16 protein-coding genes are annotated in these 17,000 nt (G+C 67.0%); 11 read left to right on the forward strand and 5 right to left on the reverse strand.

Annotated features, from left to right (window positions below):
* Entirely contained in the window at positions 1 to 1,671 is a 1,671-nt protein-coding gene (locus O4G76_RS04545) for an alpha-amylase family glycosyl hydrolase (protein WP_269396207.1), read from the forward strand.
* Positions 1,672 to 1,692: 21 nt separating this feature from the next.
* Entirely contained in the window at positions 1,693 to 2,787 is a 1,095-nt protein-coding gene (locus O4G76_RS04550) for an ABC transporter ATP-binding protein (protein ID WP_269396208.1), read from the forward strand.
* 16 nt (positions 2,788 to 2,803) lie between these two features.
* On the opposite strand, the gene O4G76_RS04555 is transcribed toward O4G76_RS04550, so the two are convergent.
* On the reverse strand, positions 2,804 to 3,913 hold the full coding sequence (locus O4G76_RS04555) for a Ppx/GppA phosphatase family protein (protein WP_085897416.1): 1,110 nt from the start codon (positions 3,911 to 3,913) through the stop codon (positions 2,804 to 2,806).
* Positions 3,914 to 4,161: 248 nt separating this feature from the next.
* Between O4G76_RS04555 and O4G76_RS04560 the strand changes: the two genes are divergently transcribed.
* The 4 genes from O4G76_RS04560 to O4G76_RS04575 all read left to right on the forward strand — a co-directional run bounded on the left by O4G76_RS04560 (position 4,162) and on the right by O4G76_RS04575 (position 7,359).
* The gene (locus tag O4G76_RS04560; protein WP_269396209.1) at positions 4,162 to 4,458 is read left to right on the forward strand and encodes a virulence factor; all 297 of its coding nucleotides are present in this window, start codon (positions 4,162 to 4,164) and stop codon (positions 4,456 to 4,458) included.
* 23 nt (positions 4,459 to 4,481) lie between these two features.
* The gene (locus tag O4G76_RS04565; RefSeq protein ID WP_269396210.1) at positions 4,482 to 5,390 is read left to right on the forward strand and encodes a methylenetetrahydrofolate reductase; all 909 of its coding nucleotides are present in this window, start codon (positions 4,482 to 4,484) and stop codon (positions 5,388 to 5,390) included.
* A gap of 37 nt (positions 5,391 to 5,427) precedes the next feature.
* The gene (locus O4G76_RS04570) at positions 5,428 to 6,483 is read left to right on the forward strand and encodes a methyltetrahydrofolate cobalamin methyltransferase (protein WP_269396211.1); all 1,056 of its coding nucleotides are present in this window, start codon (positions 5,428 to 5,430) and stop codon (positions 6,481 to 6,483) included.
* Positions 6,484 to 6,606: 123 nt separating this feature from the next.
* Positions 6,607 to 7,359, forward strand: coding sequence for an RlmE family RNA methyltransferase (locus tag O4G76_RS04575; protein ID WP_269396212.1), 753 nt, complete (start codon positions 6,607 to 6,609; stop codon positions 7,357 to 7,359).
* Here the strand turns inward: O4G76_RS04575 and O4G76_RS04580 are convergent.
* Complete coding sequence (locus O4G76_RS04580; protein WP_269396213.1) at positions 7,356 to 8,279, reverse strand: dihydrodipicolinate synthase family protein; 924 nt, start codon at positions 8,277 to 8,279, stop codon at positions 7,356 to 7,358. The two genes, O4G76_RS04575 and O4G76_RS04580, sit on opposite strands and share 4 nt — an antisense overlap.
* On the reverse strand, positions 8,276 to 8,983 hold the full coding sequence (locus tag O4G76_RS04585; protein ID WP_269396214.1) for a ribonuclease activity regulator RraA: 708 nt from the start codon (positions 8,981 to 8,983) through the stop codon (positions 8,276 to 8,278). Before O4G76_RS04585 ends, O4G76_RS04580 begins: the two co-directional genes overlap by 4 nt.
* A 278-nt stretch (positions 8,984 to 9,261) precedes the next feature.
* On the opposite strand from O4G76_RS04585, the gene O4G76_RS04590 reads away from it, so the two are divergent.
* Positions 9,262 to 10,179: a DUF808 domain-containing protein gene (locus O4G76_RS04590; protein WP_306467197.1), complete on the forward strand. Its 918-nt coding sequence runs from the start codon at positions 9,262 to 9,264 to the stop codon at positions 10,177 to 10,179.
* Positions 10,180 to 10,561: 382 nt separating this feature from the next.
* On the opposite strand, the gene O4G76_RS04595 is transcribed toward O4G76_RS04590, so the two are convergent.
* Positions 10,562 to 11,062, reverse strand: a complete 501-nt coding sequence (locus O4G76_RS04595) for a ferritin-like domain-containing protein (RefSeq protein WP_269396216.1) — start codon at positions 11,060 to 11,062, stop codon at positions 10,562 to 10,564.
* A gap of 858 nt (positions 11,063 to 11,920) precedes the next feature.
* Complete coding sequence (gene ftsH / locus O4G76_RS04600; RefSeq protein WP_269396217.1) at positions 11,921 to 13,756, reverse strand: ATP-dependent zinc metalloprotease FtsH; 1,836 nt, start codon at positions 13,754 to 13,756, stop codon at positions 11,921 to 11,923.
* Positions 13,757 to 14,108: 352 nt separating this feature from the next.
* Between ftsH and O4G76_RS04605 the strand changes: the two genes are divergently transcribed.
* The 4 genes from O4G76_RS04605 to O4G76_RS04620 all read left to right on the forward strand — a co-directional run bounded on the left by O4G76_RS04605 (position 14,109) and on the right by O4G76_RS04620 (position 16,984).
* Complete coding sequence (locus O4G76_RS04605) at positions 14,109 to 14,549, forward strand: Hsp20/alpha crystallin family protein (protein WP_269396218.1); 441 nt, start codon at positions 14,109 to 14,111, stop codon at positions 14,547 to 14,549.
* A 24-nt stretch (positions 14,550 to 14,573) separates the two neighbouring features.
* A complete protein-coding gene (locus O4G76_RS04610) occupies positions 14,574 to 14,969 on the forward strand; it encodes an Hsp20/alpha crystallin family protein (RefSeq protein WP_269396219.1) in 396 nt (131 codons plus the stop codon).
* Between the two features lie 32 nt (positions 14,970 to 15,001).
* On the forward strand, positions 15,002 to 15,511 hold the full coding sequence (locus tag O4G76_RS04615; RefSeq protein ID WP_269396220.1) for an Hsp20/alpha crystallin family protein: 510 nt from the start codon (positions 15,002 to 15,004) through the stop codon (positions 15,509 to 15,511).
* Between the two features lie 63 nt (positions 15,512 to 15,574).
* The gene (locus tag O4G76_RS04620) at positions 15,575 to 16,984 is read left to right on the forward strand and encodes a DegQ family serine endoprotease (RefSeq protein ID WP_269396221.1); all 1,410 of its coding nucleotides are present in this window, start codon (positions 15,575 to 15,577) and stop codon (positions 16,982 to 16,984) included.
* The last annotated feature ends 16 nt before the right edge of the window (positions 16,985 to 17,000 follow it).

Genomic DNA, 17,000 nt, shown 5'->3' on the forward strand with positions numbered 1-17,000 from the left:
ATGAACACCCCCGTCTCCGCTTCGGCCCCGGCCGCCGTCTCCCGCATGCCGAAGGATCCCAACTGGTGGCGCGGCGCGGTGATCTACCAGATCTATCCGCGCAGCTACCAGGATACGGACGGGGACGGGATCGGCGATCTGCGCGGCATCGTGAAGCGCCTGCCGCATATCGCCTCGCTGGGGGTGGACGCGATCTGGATCTCGCCCTTCTTCACCTCGCCGATGAAGGATTTCGGCTACGACGTCTCAGACTACTGCGACGTCGATCCGATGTTCGGCACGCTGGCCGATTTTGACGCGGTGGTCGAGACGGCGCATTCCCTGGGCATCCGGGTGATGATCGACCTGGTTCTGTCGCATACCGCCGAGGCGCATCCCTGGTTCGTCGAGAGCCGGTCGAGCCGCGACAATCCGAAATCCGACTGGTATGTCTGGGCCGATGCCAAGCCCGACGGCACGCCGCCCAACAACTGGCTGTCGATCTTTGGCGGCTCGGCCTGGCAGTGGGACGGCCGGCGGATGCAGTATTACCTGCACAACTTCCTCACCAGCCAGCCGGACCTGAATTTCCACAACGCGGAGGTCCAGGAAGCGCTCCTTGACGTGGAGCGGTTCTGGCTCAAGCGCGGGGTCGATGGCTTCCGCCTCGACACGATCAACTTCTACTTCGCCGACGCGCAGCTACGCGACAACCCGGCGCTGCCGCCCGAGCGGCGCAACGATTCCATCGCGCCGGGTGTGAACCCCTATAACTGGCAGGAGCACCTCTACTCCAAGAACCAGCCCGAGAATCTCGACTTTCTGAAGCGGTTCCGCGCCGAGCTGGAGCCTTACGGCGCCGCCGCCGTGGGCGAGGTGGGCGACGCGCAGCGCGGTCTCGAGATCATGGCCGAGTACACCTCGGGCGGCGACAAGGTGCAGATGTGCTACCCGTTCGAGATGTTGCAGCCGCCGCGTCTCACCGCCGCCGCTGCGGCCGACACCTTCTACCGGCTTAGCCACGCCGCCCCCGACGCCTGGCCGTGCTGGTCCTATTCCAACCACGACGTGGAGCGGCATCCCACGCGCTGGAAGCTTTCGGCGGAGGCGACCCGCGTCTATACCACCATGCTGATGTGCTTCCGCGGCTCGGTCTGTCTGTATCAAGGCGAGGAACTCGGTCTGCCGGAGGCCGAGGTCGCCTTCGAGGACCTGCAGGACCCCTACGGGATCGAGTTCTGGCCCGAATACAAGGGCCGCGACGGCTGCCGCACCCCGATCGCCTGGGATGGCAGCGCGCCCAATGGGGGCTTTTCCGAGGGCAAGCCCTGGCTGCCGGTGTCGCCCAAGCATCTGCCGCGCGCCGTGGCGGAGCAGGAGGCCGATCCGGAGGCGATACTGCATCATTATCGCCGCGCTATCGCGCTGCGCCACGACCACCCGGTGCTGGCCACCGGGGAGCATGACGGCGTGCATTCGCGCGGCGACGTCGTGCATTTCGTGCGTTTCGACGCGAACGAGACGATTTTCTGCGCCTTCAATCTCGGGGAGGAGCCCGCAGAAGTGCCGCTCCCCGAAGGCGCATGGGCCCCGATCGGCACCGATCTGGGCACCGTGACAAAGGCCGAGAACGGGCTGATCCATCTCGGCCCATGGCAATGCTGTCTGGCGCTCCGGCGACCGGCGGACTGAGGACGGAGCAGGGAGGAACCCATGGCGGAACTGAAGCTGAAGGACGTGGCCAAGACCTATGGCGGGTCGGTCGAGGTCCTGAAGAACATCGATCTCGAGATCGGCAAGGGCGAGCTCGTGGTCTTCGTCGGGCCCTCGGGCTGCGGCAAGTCCACGCTTCTGCGGATGATCGCCGGGCTCGAGGAAATCTCCAGCGGCACGCTTGAGATCGATGGTCAGGTCGTCAACGACGTGCCGCCCGCGCAGCGCGGCATCGCCATGGTGTTCCAATCCTACGCGCTCTACCCGCACATGACGGTGCGCGACAACATGGCCTTCGCGCTGAAGCTGGCCAAGAAATCGAAGGAGGAGATCGACGCCGCGATCTCCAACGCCGCCCGCATCCTGCAGCTGGAACCCTATCTCGATCGCTTGCCCAAGGCGCTCTCCGGCGGGCAGCGGCAGCGGGTCGCGATTGGCCGCTCGATCGTGCGCGATCCCAAGGTCTATCTCTTCGACGAGCCGCTCTCGAACCTCGACGCGGCGCTGCGCGTGGCGACCCGGATCGAGATCGCCCAGCTCAAGGAGTCGATGCCCGACTCGACGATGATCTACGTGACCCACGATCAGGTCGAGGCGATGACGCTCGCGACCCGGATCGTCGTTCTCGCCAACAAGGGTATCGCGCAGGTCGGCACGCCGCTCGAACTCTACGAGCGGCCCGAGAACGAGTTCGTGGCGCAGTTCATCGGCTCGCCGGCAATGAACCTGCTGCCGGGCAAGATCACCGGCACTGGCGCGCAGACCACCGTGAAGCTCGACGGCGGCGGGGTGGCGGTGTCGAACGCGCCCTCGACCGAGGCCGACATGGGCGCCACGGTCAATGTCGGCGTGCGGCCCGAGGACATGACCGAGGTCGAGGCCGGGGGCGACTACCTCTTCGAGGGCAAGGTCGACTTCACCGAGTCGCTGGGTGAGGTGACGATCCTCTACTTCGAGAAGGTGAACGGCGCCGACCCGGTGATCGCCAAGCTGCCCGGTATCCATGGCGATCTGCGCGGCCGCCACGTGCACATGACCGTCGCGCCCGAAAAGGTGCAGGTCTTCCGTGACGGCCGGTCACTCTATTACCGCTGAGAGATCAGGGGCGGGCTCAGTAGGGCCCGTCCTCCAGCACGCCATCGGCGCTCATCTGCGCATAGAGCAGCCCCTCGCGCAGCCCCCGATCCGCGACCGAAAGCCGATCGGTCGGCCATAGCCGCATCAGCGCCTGCAGGATTGCTGAGCCCGACATGATCAGCGCCTGCCGGTCGCGGCCGATGCGCGGGTCGTCGCGCCGCCCCTCGGGCCCGAGCGCAAGGTAGTCGCGGATCACCGCGTCGATCTGGTCCGAGGTCATGCGCAGCCCGTCGACCTTGTTGCGGTCGTAGCGCCTCAGACCGAGATGGCTCGCCGCGACGGTGGTGACGGTGCCCGAGGTGCCGATGATCTGGAACCCCTCGCGCGCCTGCTCCGAGGCCGAGGGCGCGAAGCCCGCGAGGTTCTCCTCGAAGAACCAGCTCATCAGCGCGAAGCGCGCTGCATCGTCCTCGACATCGTGGAACTGGTCGCGCAACGTTGCCACGCCCAAAGGCACTGAGATCCAGTCCACCACCTTGGCGGCGGCGAAGGGGCCGGGATCCTGCTGGAAGCCGGAATGCAGCCGCATGATCGCGCGCGGCCGTTCCCGCCTGGGCACGTTCGTCAGGTCGATCCATACCAGCTCGGTCGAGCCGCCGCCGATATCGACGACGAGCAGCTGCTCGGTCTTGGTCGAGACCAGCGGCGCGCAGGAGATCACCGCGAGCCGCGCCTCCTCCTCGGGGCGGATCACGTCGAGCCGGAGCCCGGTGTCGCGTTGTACCTGCGCCAGAAAGGCACGGCCGTTCTTGGCCCGGCGACACGCCTCGGTGGCGACGAGCCGCATCCGCGTCACGCCGTGCTTCTGCAGCTTCTGGCGACAAATTCGAATCGCGCCGATGGTACGATTCATCGAGGCACGCGAAAGCCGGCCCGTCTGTTCGAGCCCGTGGCCCAGCTGGACCGTCTTCGAGAAGCTGTCGACCACGTGGAACTGGCTGCCCTTGGGCTGGGCAATCAGCATCCGACAGCTGTTGGTACCGAGATCAAGCGCGGCATAGAGTGTCGCCTGATCCGGGCCTGGCGCGGGGGATCTCACCGCTTTCGGGAACGCGCCCGCACCGTCGGGACGCATGGGCGCCATGAATACGCCCTCCAATATCGAGTTGTCTCAAGGGTAGGGCTTGGACGGGGACGGCGCAAGCACCGCGAGAGGGCGGGTCGCAACGTGACTCATCACGATCTTGGGGTTTTTGACGATTCGACCCTCTGGCCGTGCCGCGCCGAGCTTGCGACAAGAGGCGGCGTCGCAGCACGCGGCCAAGGTGTCGAAATCCGACCCCGGCCGGGCGGTGCGGCACGCTATCAGCGAAGGCGAGGAAAGGACCCCGAATGCCAGAGATCACGCTCGTATTATGGCGCGACATGCCGGCCCAGGTGATCGTCGGCCGTGGCCGCCGCGGCACCAAGATCCAGCTGTCCGAGCGGTTCGAACAGGCGATCGACCGCGCTGCGATGAAATCGGGCGCGGCGGGGACCGACGACTACCTCGCCGAATGGCGCAAGGCGCCCTGGGGCGAGATCGAGGGCGAGGCCGAGGATGCCGCCCGCACGGCGGTGGAGCGGATCGAGGCCGAGTACGACAAGGCGCGCCTCAAGGCGCTTATCGACAATAACGGGCGCGAATGACGCGTGCCCTCAAGGAGGTGCTGATGTCCCTGTTGACCTTCCGCCGCGCGAAACCCGCGCCCCAGACGGGCGGCGATTTCATCGCCCGCGCCTCGATCGAGGTGATGCCGCGGACCGCGGCCAAGGTCGACAGCTTCAAGGCGCTCCTGCCCGCAGGCACCCGCGTCTACATCGCCCATATCGACGGCACGCCGATCGATGAGATGGTGGCGACGGCGGCGCGCATCGCGGGCGAAGGCTTCGCCGTCATGCCGCATTTCCCGGCGCGCAGCATCGAAAGCCGGGCGCAGCTTTCCGACTGGATCGCCCGCTATCAAGGCGAGGCCGGCGTCACCGAAGCGTTGGTGCTCGCGGGCGGCATCGCGAGCCCACGCGGAGACTTTCATTCCTCGATGCAGCTTCTGGAGACGGGCGAATTCGACCGCGCCGGCTTTACCCGCCTGCACGTGGCCGGCCACCCGGAGGGCAACCGTGACATCGATCCCGACGGCGGTGACGCGGTGGTGCGCGACGCGCTGCGCTGGAAGCAGGACTTCGCGAACCGCAGCAATGCGCGGATGGCGCTGGTCACCCAGTTCGTCTTCGACGCCGAACCGGTGATCGGGTGGGCCCGAACCATCCGCGAGGCGGGGATCGATCTGCCGGTGCATGTCGGGCTCGCCGGACCGGCGAAGTTGCAGACACTGATCAAATACGCCATGGCATGCGGGGTCGGTCCCTCGCTCAAGGTCTTGCAGAAACGCGCGATGGACGTCAGCAAGCTGCTCGTGCCCTATGCGCCCGACGAGATCGCGGCCGAGCTGGAGCGCGCCCGCCTGGTCGAGCCCGCTCTCGGGCTGGAGCAGGCGCATCTCTTCCCGCTGGGCGGCATCGCCGCAAGCGCGGAGTGGCTGGCGGCCCGGCAGCCGGCGCAGGCCAGCGTCGCACGTTGAGAATTCAGGGGCCCATGCCCGATGACAAGGATGAAGAATGACCCGTACGATCGTTGAATCGAAAACGAAAACCGCGATCATCGGCTTCGACCAGCCGTTCTGCGTGATCGGCGAAAGGATCAACCCCACCGGGCGCAAGAAGCTCGCCGCCGAGCTCGAGGCGGGCGATTTCTCGACCGTCGAAAAGGACGCCGTCGCGCAGGTCGCCTGCGGCGCCACCATGCTCGATGTCAATGCTGGGGTGGTCTACAACTCCAATCCCAACCCCAACGAGACCGAGCCGCCGCTCATGACGAAGATGATCGAGCTGGTGCAAGGCCTCGTCGACGTGCCGCTGTGCATCGACAGCTCGGTTCCGGCGGCGCTCGAGGCCGGTCTCGCGGCGGCGCAGGGGCGGCCTTTGCTGAACTCGGTCACCGGCGAAGAGGATCGGCTCGAACTCGTGCTGCCGCTGGTCAAGAAATACAACGTGCCGGTTGTGGCGATCTCGAACGACGACACGGGCATTTCCGAGGACCCCGACGTGCGCTTCGCGGTGGCCAAGAAGATCGTCGAGCGCGCCGCCGATTTCGGCATTCCCGCGCATGACATCGTGGTCGATCCGCTGGTGATGCCGATCGGTGCGATGGCGACCGCCGGTCTGCAGGTGTTCGCGCTGGTGCGCCGCCTGCGCGACGAGTTGGGCGTCAACACCACCTGCGGCGCCTCGAACATCTCCTTCGGCCTGCCGAACCGGCATGGCATCAACAACGCCTTCCTGCCAATGGCGATGGCCTCGGGCATGACCAGCGCGATCATGAATCCCTGCGCGCTGCCGACTCCGCTTTCGAAGATCGCCGAGAAGAAGGCCGAACTGGAGGCCGCGGGCATCGTGGTCCCCGAGGAGATGGACGACGAGACCTTCTGCCGCCTCATGGGCATCGGCAGCCGCGAGGCGCAGCCGGGTGGCGAGATGAGCGCGATCCGCGCCGCGAACTTCCTGACCAACAACGATCCGTCGGGCGCAGAATGGATCCGCTTCAACCGGCCGCCGGGCGTGCCGGGCGAGGGGCGTGGCGGTCGCGATGGCGGGCGTCGCCGCCGCCGGGCCTGAGCTTCGAGGGCAGGGGTCTGGTATTCCATGCCCTTGCCGCGTTTTGCGCATTGTTGACGGGGCGGGGCTTGCCCCGTCACCCATGCTTGGCATAGTCGGGGCCTCTGATCAGGAGTGCCCCGCATGGCCAAGACACCCAAGAAGCCCGGCGCGGGCACCGGCAATACCTCCGGGCGCGGACAGCGCGACCTGACCGTCAAGGTCAAGACTGCGCGCGGCCGCAAGATGAGCTCCAAGCTCTGGCTGGAACGCCAGCTCAACGACCCCTATGTCAAGCGCGCCAAGGCCGAAGGCTATCGCGGTCGCGCCGCCTACAAGATCATCGAACTCGACGACAAGTTCCGCTTTCTCGTGCCCGGTGCGCGGGTGGTCGATCTGGGCTGTGCCCCCGGCGGCTGGTGTCAGGTCGCGGTGGCGCGGGTGAACTCCCTCGGCGCGAAATCGGGGAAATCGGTGGGTTCGGTGCTGGGCGTCGACCTGCAGGAGGTCGAGCCGATCGCCGGGGCCGAGATCCACCAGCTCGACTTCATGGAGGATGACGCCGACCTCAAGGTCAAGGAATGGCTGGGCGGTGGTGCCGACGTGGTGATGTCCGACATGGCCGCCGCGGCCTCCGGCCACAAGCAGACCGACCACCTCCGGATCATCGCGCTTTGCGAGGCGGCGGCCCATTTCGCCTTCGACGTGCTGAGCCCGGGCGGGACCTTCGTCGCCAAGGTGCTGGCGGGCGGCGCCGAAGGTAGCCTGCAGCAACTGCTCAAGCAGAAGTTCGAGAAGGTGCAGAACGTGAAGCCGCCGGCCTCGCGATCCGACAGCTCGGAAAAATTCGTCGTCGCGACCGGCTACAAGGGCCGCGACGACGATAGCGAGACCTAGAGCCCGCAGTCCGGGTCGCGGGCCGCCAGGCGCTCCAGCATGTAGTCGATCTCGGCGCAGGCGGCCTCGCTGCAAGATGCGCCCGGCGCACGCAGATCGGCATGCGCGATGAAGCCGCGCCGCGCCAGAATGCGCTTGCGCACCGCGAGGCCGACGCCCGGCTGATGCTCGTACCGCAGAAGCGGCAGGTGCGCGTCGAAGATGTCCTGCGCGGCGTCGCGGTCCCGGAGGGCGAGGTCCACTACCCGGCGCAGCATCTCGGGAAAGGCGTAACCGGTCATCGCGCCATCCGCGCCGCGTCCCATCTCCAAATCCAGGAACAGCGCACCGTTGCCGCACAGGATCGACAGGTCGCGCATCTCGCCTCGATCCTGCCAGTTCCGGATCGCCGAGATCTTTTCGAGCCCGGGCCAGTCCTCGTGCTTGAGCATCACGCAGGAGGGGTTCTCCTCGACCACGCGGCGGATCACCTTCGTCGACATCACCACGCCCGTCGCGGTGGGATGATCCTGCAGCACGAAAGGAACGTCCATCCCGATCTGCGCCACGGCCTGAGCGAACCATCCTACGATCTGGTCGTCGGTCCGCATCGCCGCGGGCGGGGTCATCATGACGCCCGCAGCCCCCATCTCCATGGCTGCGTTCGACAGCCGCTTCATCGCGGCGAAACCCGGCGCCGAGACGCCGACCACGACGGGCAGGCCGCCCGCATGCGCGATGACCTCGCGCACGACGGCAAGGCTCTCTTCCGGCTCCAGTTTCTGCGCCTCGCCCATGATCCCGAGGATCGTCAGCCCGTCGACGCCGCAGCCTGCGTAGCGTTCGGTCATCCGGCCGAGCGAGGCGACATCGAGCGCGCCGCCGGGCAAGAATGGGGTGGGAGCGATGGCGAAAACGCCGCGCGTCTCGGCGGAGATCATCGCTGACCCTCCTTCCAGGCGGCGTAACGGGCGCGGGTTGCGTCGTTCATCGGGTAGAGGCCGGGCAGCTTCTCGCCGCGCTCGACCTCCTCGACGATCCAGCCCTCCATGCGCTCCTGTTCGATCGCCTCGGCCGTCACTTCCTCGACCATGGCTGCGGGGATCACCACTGCGCCGTCGGCATCGGCGACGATCACGTCGCCCGGCACCACGCAGACGCCGCCGCAGCCCACCGTCTCCTGCCAGCCGGTAAAGGTCAGCCCGGCGACGGAGGGCGGCGCTGCGGCCCCGCGCGCCCAGATGGGCAGGCCGGTCTGCATCACGCCCGCGCGGTCGCGGATTACCCCGTCGGTGATCAGCCCGGCAGCGCCGCGCTTGACCATCCGCGCACAGAGGATGTCACCGAACACCCCGGCATCTGTGATGCCCATGGCGTCGATCACCGCGATCGCGCCCTCGGGCATTTCCTCGATCGCGGCGCGGGTCGAGACCGGGCTGCCCCACGAGGCCGGGGTGGCCAGATCCTCGCGCGCCGGCACGAAGCGGAAAGTGAAGGCGGGACCGACGACGCGGTTCTCGCCCTCGCGCATCGGCATGGCGCCGCGGATCCAGACATTGCGCAGGCCCTTCTTGAGAAGGATCGTGGTCAGCGTCGCGGTGGTCACCCCGCGCAGGGCAGCGGTGGTTTCGGCGGTCAGTGTCATCTGCGTCCTCGATGGATGTCACGGGGCAGACACGCCTTGCGTACCGGCCCCACCTTGGCGCGCAGAGTGGTGTGGATCGGCGCCGCTGCCAAGACGGCAATGCGTTCCGGGCATCGGCCCGGGCAGGGGGGCGACGCGGCACGCGGCCCACACGATCCCGCTGCATGAGCGAAAAATTCCCGGTACGCGCCGACCCAAACGCGGCATCGGCCGTTGAACCGGGTTAGTCTCGACCAGAATCGCAGTTTCACATCAATGGCAGGCCCATGAGTTCCGGATTGTTCGCCCTTCTCGATGACGTCGCCCTGATCGCCAGAGCCGCGGCGGCGTCGCTCGACGATGTCGCTGCCGCCACGCTCAAGGCCGGCTCCAAATCCGCGGGTGTGGTGATCGACGACGCGGCCGTCACTCCGAAATACGTGCTGGGCTTCGCGGCCGATCGCGAACTACCGATCATCCGCAAGATCGGCATCGGCTCGCTGCGCAACAAGCTGCTGGTGCTGCTGCCTGCCGCGCTGGCGCTGAGCTTTCTCGCGCCGTGGGCGATCACGCCGCTATTGATGCTGGGCGGTCTCTACCTTGCCTATGAGGGCGCCGAGAAGATCGCCGAGGTGCTTCTGGGCCACGGCCACGGGACGGCCGAAAAGGTGCCGCTCGACGAGGCGACCACGGTCAAGGGCGCGATCCGCACCGATTTCATCCTCTCCGCCGAGATCATGGCGCTGACGCTTTCGACCGTGGCCGACCAGCCTTTCGTGACGCAGGCCGTGGTGCTGGGGCTGGTCGGTGTTTTCATCACCTTCATCGTCTACGGCGCCGTCGCGATCATCGTGAAGGCCGATGACCTCGGGGTTGCCTTGGCGGCGCGAGGGCCGGGCGGCCTGCTGCCGGCCTTCGGCAGGATGCTGGTCAAGGGCATGCCCTACGTGCTGAAGCTGCTCTCCTTCGTTGGTACCGCCGCGATGCTCTGGGTCAGCGGCGGCATCCTGATCCACGGGCTCGAGACCTACCATATCTCGCAGCCCGAACATCTCATCGAGGTCGCAACCCATTTCGTCGCCGCGCACGCGCCGATCCTGCCCGCGGCCCTGGGCTGGCTGACCGGTGCGACGATGATGGGGATCGTGGGCCTCGCGGTCGGCGGCGTGATCGTCGCGGTGATGAGCGCCTTCACATCGAAGGCGCCGGCGCATTGATGCAGCCTCGCCTCGCGGTCGGTCATGCCGACCCGGGGGCACCCCGTCAGCGGTGCGACAGCGGGCCTGGGGCCGCCAAGGCAAGTTTCCTGCTCGATCAAGTTTGATCGGCGGTTGAGGTCCGATTGCCTTCATCAAGGCGGGTGTGGTCGATCTTGATGGTGGATCGGCCATGACATGCCCGGTCGGGAGCCCCAGACCGCGACCGCGATATGGCGCCGATCGGTTCATAGCACCTGCTATCGGTTCCGGCTTGCGGTCTGCTGAGCGACCGAATTTCCGAGCCGTTGCCGATGGCTACAGCGAGATGCACATCTCATGCGAAGCGCTCTCGCAGTTCCCTGCGAGAGCGCGTACACGGCCCTCTGGCCACTGATCGCTATCAGGCCTTGGCAGTCGCCTTTCGTGGTTTCGAGGCGTTGACCTCGCCCACGGCGAGCGCGGTCAGCTTGGCATTCGTCGCCTTCTCCTGATCTAGGATCTGCGTCAGCAGGTCATGGGCTTCGTCCTGACCGAGCTGCCGCGCCCATTCCCGGAGCGTGCCGTAACGGGCGATCTCATAGTGCTCGACCGCCTGGGCCGCGCCGATCAGCATCGCGTCGAGGGCCGCGCCTTCGGCTTCCTCGATGATGCTCTCGGTCTCCTTGATCAGCCCTTCTATGGCATCGCACTTCTCGCCCTCGGCCTTCTTGCCGATCGCCTCGAAGACCCGGTCGAGCAGCTTGATCTGCTCCTTGGTCTCGGTCAGGTGCGCCTTCAGGGCCTCCTGTAGATGGGCGGCACCCGCGGCCTTGGCCATTTTCGGCAGCGCCTTGGTCAGTGCGTTTTCGGCATAGTAGATGTCTTGCAGCGTATGTTCGAATGCGTCGTTCAGCGTTTTCATGGTGAACCTCGTCAGTTGCGGGCACCATGCCCGCGATGCCGAGAAACGAGCGGACGCGTCCGCTCGTTCCCTGCGCCCGGGACGGGAAGCGGCAGTTGGCGCATTCGTGGCTGAACGAGCCCTGCAAGCTGGGTGGATCATCGACTGCGCAGCCACGTGAGGGCCGGTGATGCCTGCCGAAGTCGCTGCGCCTGCAGTGCTGGAGTGTTCGACCTGAGATTACGGGCTCCCGAGGTCTTCGCGCTGCCCGGACCGAGCCCTATATATCTGACGAACCATCCCTTTGAACGTGGAGGGAAACATGGAAGGGTCATTCCGTCTTTTACCGCTCGCCCAGATGTCGCTAAGAGGCTCTGCGGCCACCAATGCAGCGGGTCGCGGCGAGACTGCTGGCCCCGCGTCATTCGAAGCGCCTGCCGTCATTCTCTATCGGCCATCCCGCATGCCCACCCAATCCGGGCCGGCACCCCTTCACTGGGTTCTCCGCATCGATCCGCGACACCGGCATTTGCGGGAGCCGTTGATGGGCTGAACAGCGATACCGATCCGGACCGACAGATCCAGTTGCGGTTTCCAAGCCGCGAAGCCGGGCTTCGTTATTGCAGGCAGCGCGGCTGGCAGCCGATCGTGTTGCCGGCGCAGGAGCGTGAGCCGGTCTTGAGGAGCTACGCCGAGCATTTCGTCAGCAAGCGGAAGTCGAGATCCGGGCCCGGCCACGAGGCCCGAGCTGACGATAGTCGGGGCAGGATCGTGTCGCTTGACGGGGCGCTTGTCGGCAACTTCGCGGCCAGCGATCCGCCGCCGCTTTGGGCGGGCCGTATCGGCCCGCCTTCGCGCAGCGATGACGCGGCCGCCTGATCAGGCGGTCACGGGCATTGGCTCCGGCTCGCGCCGCAGTTCATCGCGATAGCGGGCCAGTCCCTGCTCCGTCAGGGTCTCGTGCTCCAGAAGTTCGGCGGCGGATCGCTCGAGCAACCCGCGATTGGCCTCGAGCAGAGCCAGCACCCGGTCGTGGACGCGGGCGATGATGTCGCGCACCGCGGCGTCGATCCGCTCGGCGGTTTCGGGGCCATAGCGGGCCTCCGTGGCGCCGGGGCGCTGGCCGAGAAAATCGCGCTGCGGGGCCTCGTAGCTGACGAATCCGAGATCGTCGACCATGCCGTAGCGGGTCGCCATGGCACGGGCGATGTCGGTCGCGCGGGCCAGATCGTCCGCCGCGCCGGTGGAGAGATGATCGAAGGCCAGAAGCTCCGCGGCCCGACCGCCGAGCAGTACCGCGATCTTGTTCTCCAACTCCTCGCGGGTCATCAGGAAGCGATCCTCGGTGGGCCGCTGGATCGTGTAGCCGAGCGCGCCGATGCCGCGCGGGACGATCGAGACCTTGTGCACCTCGTCCACCCCCGGAAGTGCCATCGCCGTCAGCGCGTGGCCCATCTCGTGATAGGCGACGATCTCGCGCTCGCGCGGGTTCAAGAGGCGGTTGCGCTTTTCCAGCCCCGCCACGATCCGTTCGATCGCGTTGGTAAAGTCCTCCATCGCTACGCGCTCGGCACGTCTGCGGGTGGCCAGCAGCGCCGCTTCGTTCACGAGGTTGGCGAGGTCCGCGCCCGAAAAGCCGGTAGTGAGGCCTGCCAGCTGGCTGATCTCGACATCAGGCCCGACGCGGATCTTCCCCATGTGGACCTTCAGGATCGCCTCGCGGCCCGGGCGGTCGGGGCGATCGACCAGCACTTGACGGTCGAAGCGGCCCGCGCGAAGCAGGGCCGGGTCGAGGATCTCGGGGCGGTTGGTCGCCGCAAGCAGTACCAGCCCGCTCGAGGGGTCGAAGCCGTCGAGTTCGGTGAGGATCTGGTTCAGCGTCTGCTCGCGTTCGTCATGGCCGCCGACCCCCGGCATGCTGCCGCGGGCGCGGCCCAGGGCGTCGAGCTCGTCGACGAAGATGATCGCCGGGGCCTTGGCACGAGCCTGCTCGAACAGGTCGCGCACCCGGGCGGCGCCGACGCCCACGAACATCTCCACGAACTCCGAGCCCGAGATCGAGAAAAACGGCACCCCGGCCTCGCCCGCCACGGCCCGCGCCAGCATCGTCTTGCCGGTGCCCGGCGGACCCACCAGCAGCACGCCCTTGGGCATCCGCGCCCCAAGCGCACCGTAGCACTCGGGGTCCTTCAGGAACTCGACGATCTCCTGCAACTCGGCCTTCGCCTCGTCGACCCCGGCGACGTCCTCGAACCGGGTCTTTGTATCGGTCTCGACATAGACCTTGGCCCGGCTCTTGCCGATCGACATCATGCCGCCGAAGCCCTGTTTCTCGGCGAACTTCCGGATCACCAGGACCCAGAGCCCGACGAAGACCGCCGCCGGCACCACCCATGACAGGACCGTGCCGAGCCATGTGTTCTCGACCGCGCCAGTGAAGGTCACACCGCTGTCGCGCAGCCGCTCCGCAAGCCCGGGCTCGACCCGCGTCGTCACGAATTCGGTCCTGCCGTTCTGCGGGACGGCGAAGCTGCCGGTGATCCTGTCGGAGCCGATCACCACCTGATCGACGAGCCCGTCATCGACCAGCTGCTCGAAGCGGCTATAGGGGATCGACTCGATCCGCTGCGCACCGACCCACAGATCATGCAGCAGCACGACCCCGAAGAGGGCCAGCACGAGATACCATAGATTGATCTTGTTCTTCTGGTCCATCTTGTCCTCCTTCCCCGACCAGATCCCGTGTTCGGTCGGCATGTGGGCGATGCCCCGCCGATTTTCCAGATCCGGGCTTGACAGTGGAATTCGCGATTCCCACATGCGCCTCGGGGATGCCGGAGGCGGGTCCCCGGGTAGTGGACAGACGGAGGTTCGGCGCTTCGCGGCCTTCCCGTCGGCTGCCGATCCGGCGGCGGTGCCATCAAGCGCGCCGGCCGACAGCAGTGCGCCGCCCTGCAACCTGCCTTTCCGGGACATCCTCGCATCGATCGATCGTGCGCCGCCGCGGCGCCTGCCGCCGCGGCCCCGCGATCCGACGGATGGACGTTACGAGGAAAGGAGGAAACCAATGCTACAGACATCCTTCGCGCCCTACGGCATGCCGGATCCCTTTGCCGACATGCGGCGGATGCAGCGCGACATGAACCGCATGTTCGCGGGTTTCGGCACGGCGCCGCGCGACGGCCAGCCCGCGATCAACTTCTGGGCCGGGCAGGACAGCATCGTGCTGACCGCCGAGCTTCCGGGCCTGTCGCAGGACGATATCGAACTCACCGTGAAGGACGGCATCGTCACCCTGTCGGGCCACTATCCCGAGCCGCAGACCGGCGAGGAGGCGACATGGCATCGCCGCGAGCGCCTGCAGGGGCGTTTCTCCCGCAGCATCGAACTTCCGTTCCGCATCGCCCCCGACCGGGTCGAGGCCCGGTTCACGAACGGGGTGCTGACGGTGGAGATGCAGCGCCCGGAAGAGGACAAGCCCAAGCGCATCGAGATCAAGTCGTCCTGACATCGCAGGAGAAAGGAGGAGAACATGGCACAGGAAGTCGCGCGTCAGGAGAAACGCGAGATGACCGAGACCGGCAAGGACCGCATGGCGATGAGCTTCACCCCGGCGGTCGACATATTCGAGACGAACGGCACCACCGTGATCATGGCCGACATGCCGGGCGTCGCGCCCGAGGATGTCGACGTGACGCTGGAGCGGCAGGTGCTGACGCTTCAGGGCAAGGTGCGGCCGCACGCCCCCGAGGGCTACCGGCGGCTCTCGACCGAGTATCGCGAGGGCGACTACGTCCGGGTCTTCACTCTGTCTGACGAGGTCGACCAGTCGAAGATCAAGGCCGAATTCAAGCACGGCGTGCTGCGGCTCGAATTGCCACGCGCGCCCGAGGCCAAGCCGAAGAAGATCAAGGTCAGGGCGAACTGACGTCCCGACCCGAACCAAGGAGGAAAAACGACATGCATATCAGCGATCTCATTCCGTGGGGTCGTGAGAAACCCAAGACCCCGGCCAATGGGGATGGCGGCACGACCAGCCCGCTCGCCATGCTTCAACGCGACATCAACCACGTCTTCGAGGAATTCTGGCACAAGGTCGAAAACGGTCGGAACGGCCAGCGCGGCCCGATCGGCCTGTTCGGTCCCAGCGCCGACGTCACCGAGACCGATAACGGCATCGAGGTGGCGGTCGAACTACCCGGCATGAGCGTCGAGGATGTCGACATCTCGCTCTCCGGCGACGTGATGACGATCCGTGGCGAGAAGAAGGTCGAGCACGAGGAAAAGCGCAAGGGCGTTTACCTGTCCGAGCGCTCCTTTGGTGCCTTCGCGCGCACCATTCCGCTGCCTCCGGGGGTCGATGCCGACAAGGCCGAGGCGCGCTTCGAAAAAGGCGTGCTCAAGGTCAGCCTCCCGAAGACCGCCGAGGCGCAGGCGCGCGTCAAGCGCATCCCCGTAAAGGCCGCCTGAGCCCGTTCGGGCGGCCGGTGGCGACCGGGCGCCCAGCTCGCTTCATCAGTCAAGGAGGAGACGATGCCCGGTCCCGTGCCCGGCCCCTGGATCGTTCTGCGTCGCTGGCTGGCGGCACTCTGCGTGGCTTTGCTGGCCGCCAACCCCGTGGCGGCCCAGACGCCCGACCGCCCGCTGTTCCTGAACGATGACGGCCTGCCGACCCTTGCGCCGCTCTTGGCCGAGGTGACGCCCGCCGTCGTCAACATCTCGGTCGAGACGCGACAGGACGTGGAGAGCAACCCGCTCTTCGCCGACCCCTTCTTCCGGCGCTACTTCGACCTGCCGCCGATGCCCCAGCCCTCGCCACGCCAGCAGATGAGCGCGGGTTCGGGCGTCATCGTCGACGCCGAGGAGGGCTACGTGCTCACCAACCATCATGTGGTCGCGGAGGGCGACAGGATCGTGGTGACGCTGAAGGACCGCCGCCGCTTCGAGGCGGAGCTGGTCGGTAGCGATCCCGGCACCGACATCGCGCTGCTGCAAATCGAGGCCGAGGACATTGCCGAGCTGGAACTCGGCGACAGCGACCGGCTGGAAGTAGGTGACTACGTGCTCGCCATCGGCAACCCGTTCGGGCTGGGCCAGACCGTCACCTCCGGCATCGTCAGCGCGCTGGGCCGCAGCGGTCTCAACGTCGACGGCTACGAGGACTTCATCCAGACCGATGCCTCGATCAACCCGGGCAACTCGGGCGGGGCGCTGGTGACGCTCGACGGGCGGCTCGTCGGCATCAACACCGCGATCATCGCGCCGTCGGGCGGCAATGTCGGCATCGGATTCGCCGTTCCGGCCAACATGGCCCAAGCGGTGATGGATCAGCTGGCCGAGTTCGGCGAGGTGCGGCGCGGCCAGCTCGGCGTGATGATCCAGGATTTCACACCGGACCTCGCCGAAGCGCTGGGGATCGAGTCCGGGCTCGGTGCGGTGGTGACGCAGGTAGAGCCCGGCAGCGCAGCCGAGGAGGCAGGGCTGGAGTCCGGCGACCTGATCGTCTCGGTCGATGGCCGCCCGGTCGCGGGCTCGGCCGACCTGCGCAGCCAGATCGGCCTGAAGCGGATCGGCAGCCCGGTCGAGCTGGAGGTGATCCGCGACGGAGACGCGGTGACGATCGAGGCCGAATTGCGCGAGGGCGGGCTGGTCGCCTCGCTCACGGATGATCGGGCGATGAATCGGCTGGCGGGCGCGGAGCTGCGTGACCTGGAGCCGGGTGATCCGATGTTCGGGGGCGAACCGGGCGTGCTGGTGGCGCGGGTCGATCCCGGCAGCCGCGCGGCGAGGTCGGGGTTGATGGCTGGCGACGTGATCCTCGCGGTGAACCGTGCCCCGATCGGATCGCTGGTCGAGCTGCGCCGGCAACTGGCGGCGGTCAAAGGGGCACTCGCACTGACCGTACAGCGCGGCACGGCCCGGATCTTTCTGGTGATGCGCTGAAGCGCAGCGAAGGAAA

The organism is Limimaricola sp. G21655-S1 (assembly GCF_027213785.1).
Classification (GTDB): Bacteria; Pseudomonadota; Alphaproteobacteria; order Rhodobacterales; family Rhodobacteraceae; genus Limimaricola.

Bases quoted from the DNA above. Each gene is read 5' to 3' on its own strand.
- O4G76_RS04610 (WP_269396219.1), top strand. From the start codon at position 14,574: ATGGCACAGGAAGTCGCGCGTCAGGAGAAACGCGAGATGACCGAGACC.
- O4G76_RS04555 (WP_085897416.1), bottom strand. From the start codon at position 3,913: ATGGCGCCCATGCGTCCCGACGGTGCGGGCGCGTTCCCGAAAGCGGTG.
- O4G76_RS04565 (WP_269396210.1), top strand. From the start codon at position 4,482: ATGTCCCTGTTGACCTTCCGCCGCGCGAAACCCGCGCCCCAGACGGGC.
- ftsH (WP_269396217.1), bottom strand. From the start codon at position 13,756: ATGGACCAGAAGAACAAGATCAATCTATGGTATCTCGTGCTGGCCCTC.
- O4G76_RS04545 (WP_269396207.1), top strand. From the start codon at position 1: ATGAACACCCCCGTCTCCGCTTCGGCCCCGGCCGCCGTCTCCCGCATG.
- O4G76_RS04615 (WP_269396220.1), top strand. From the start codon at position 15,002: ATGCATATCAGCGATCTCATTCCGTGGGGTCGTGAGAAACCCAAGACC.
- O4G76_RS04570 (WP_269396211.1), top strand. From the start codon at position 5,428: ATGACCCGTACGATCGTTGAATCGAAAACGAAAACCGCGATCATCGGC.
- O4G76_RS04620 (WP_269396221.1), top strand. From the start codon at position 15,575: ATGCCCGGTCCCGTGCCCGGCCCCTGGATCGTTCTGCGTCGCTGGCTG.
- O4G76_RS04575 (WP_269396212.1), top strand. From the start codon at position 6,607: ATGGCCAAGACACCCAAGAAGCCCGGCGCGGGCACCGGCAATACCTCC.
- O4G76_RS04550 (WP_269396208.1), top strand. From the start codon at position 1,693: ATGGCGGAACTGAAGCTGAAGGACGTGGCCAAGACCTATGGCGGGTCG.
- O4G76_RS04605 (WP_269396218.1), top strand. From the start codon at position 14,109: ATGCTACAGACATCCTTCGCGCCCTACGGCATGCCGGATCCCTTTGCC.
- O4G76_RS04585 (WP_269396214.1), bottom strand. From the start codon at position 8,983: ATGACACTGACCGCCGAAACCACCGCTGCCCTGCGCGGGGTGACCACC.
- O4G76_RS04580 (WP_269396213.1), bottom strand. From the start codon at position 8,279: ATGATCTCCGCCGAGACGCGCGGCGTTTTCGCCATCGCTCCCACCCCA.
- O4G76_RS04595 (WP_269396216.1), bottom strand. From the start codon at position 11,062: ATGAAAACGCTGAACGACGCATTCGAACATACGCTGCAAGACATCTAC.
- O4G76_RS04560 (WP_269396209.1), top strand. From the start codon at position 4,162: ATGCCAGAGATCACGCTCGTATTATGGCGCGACATGCCGGCCCAGGTG.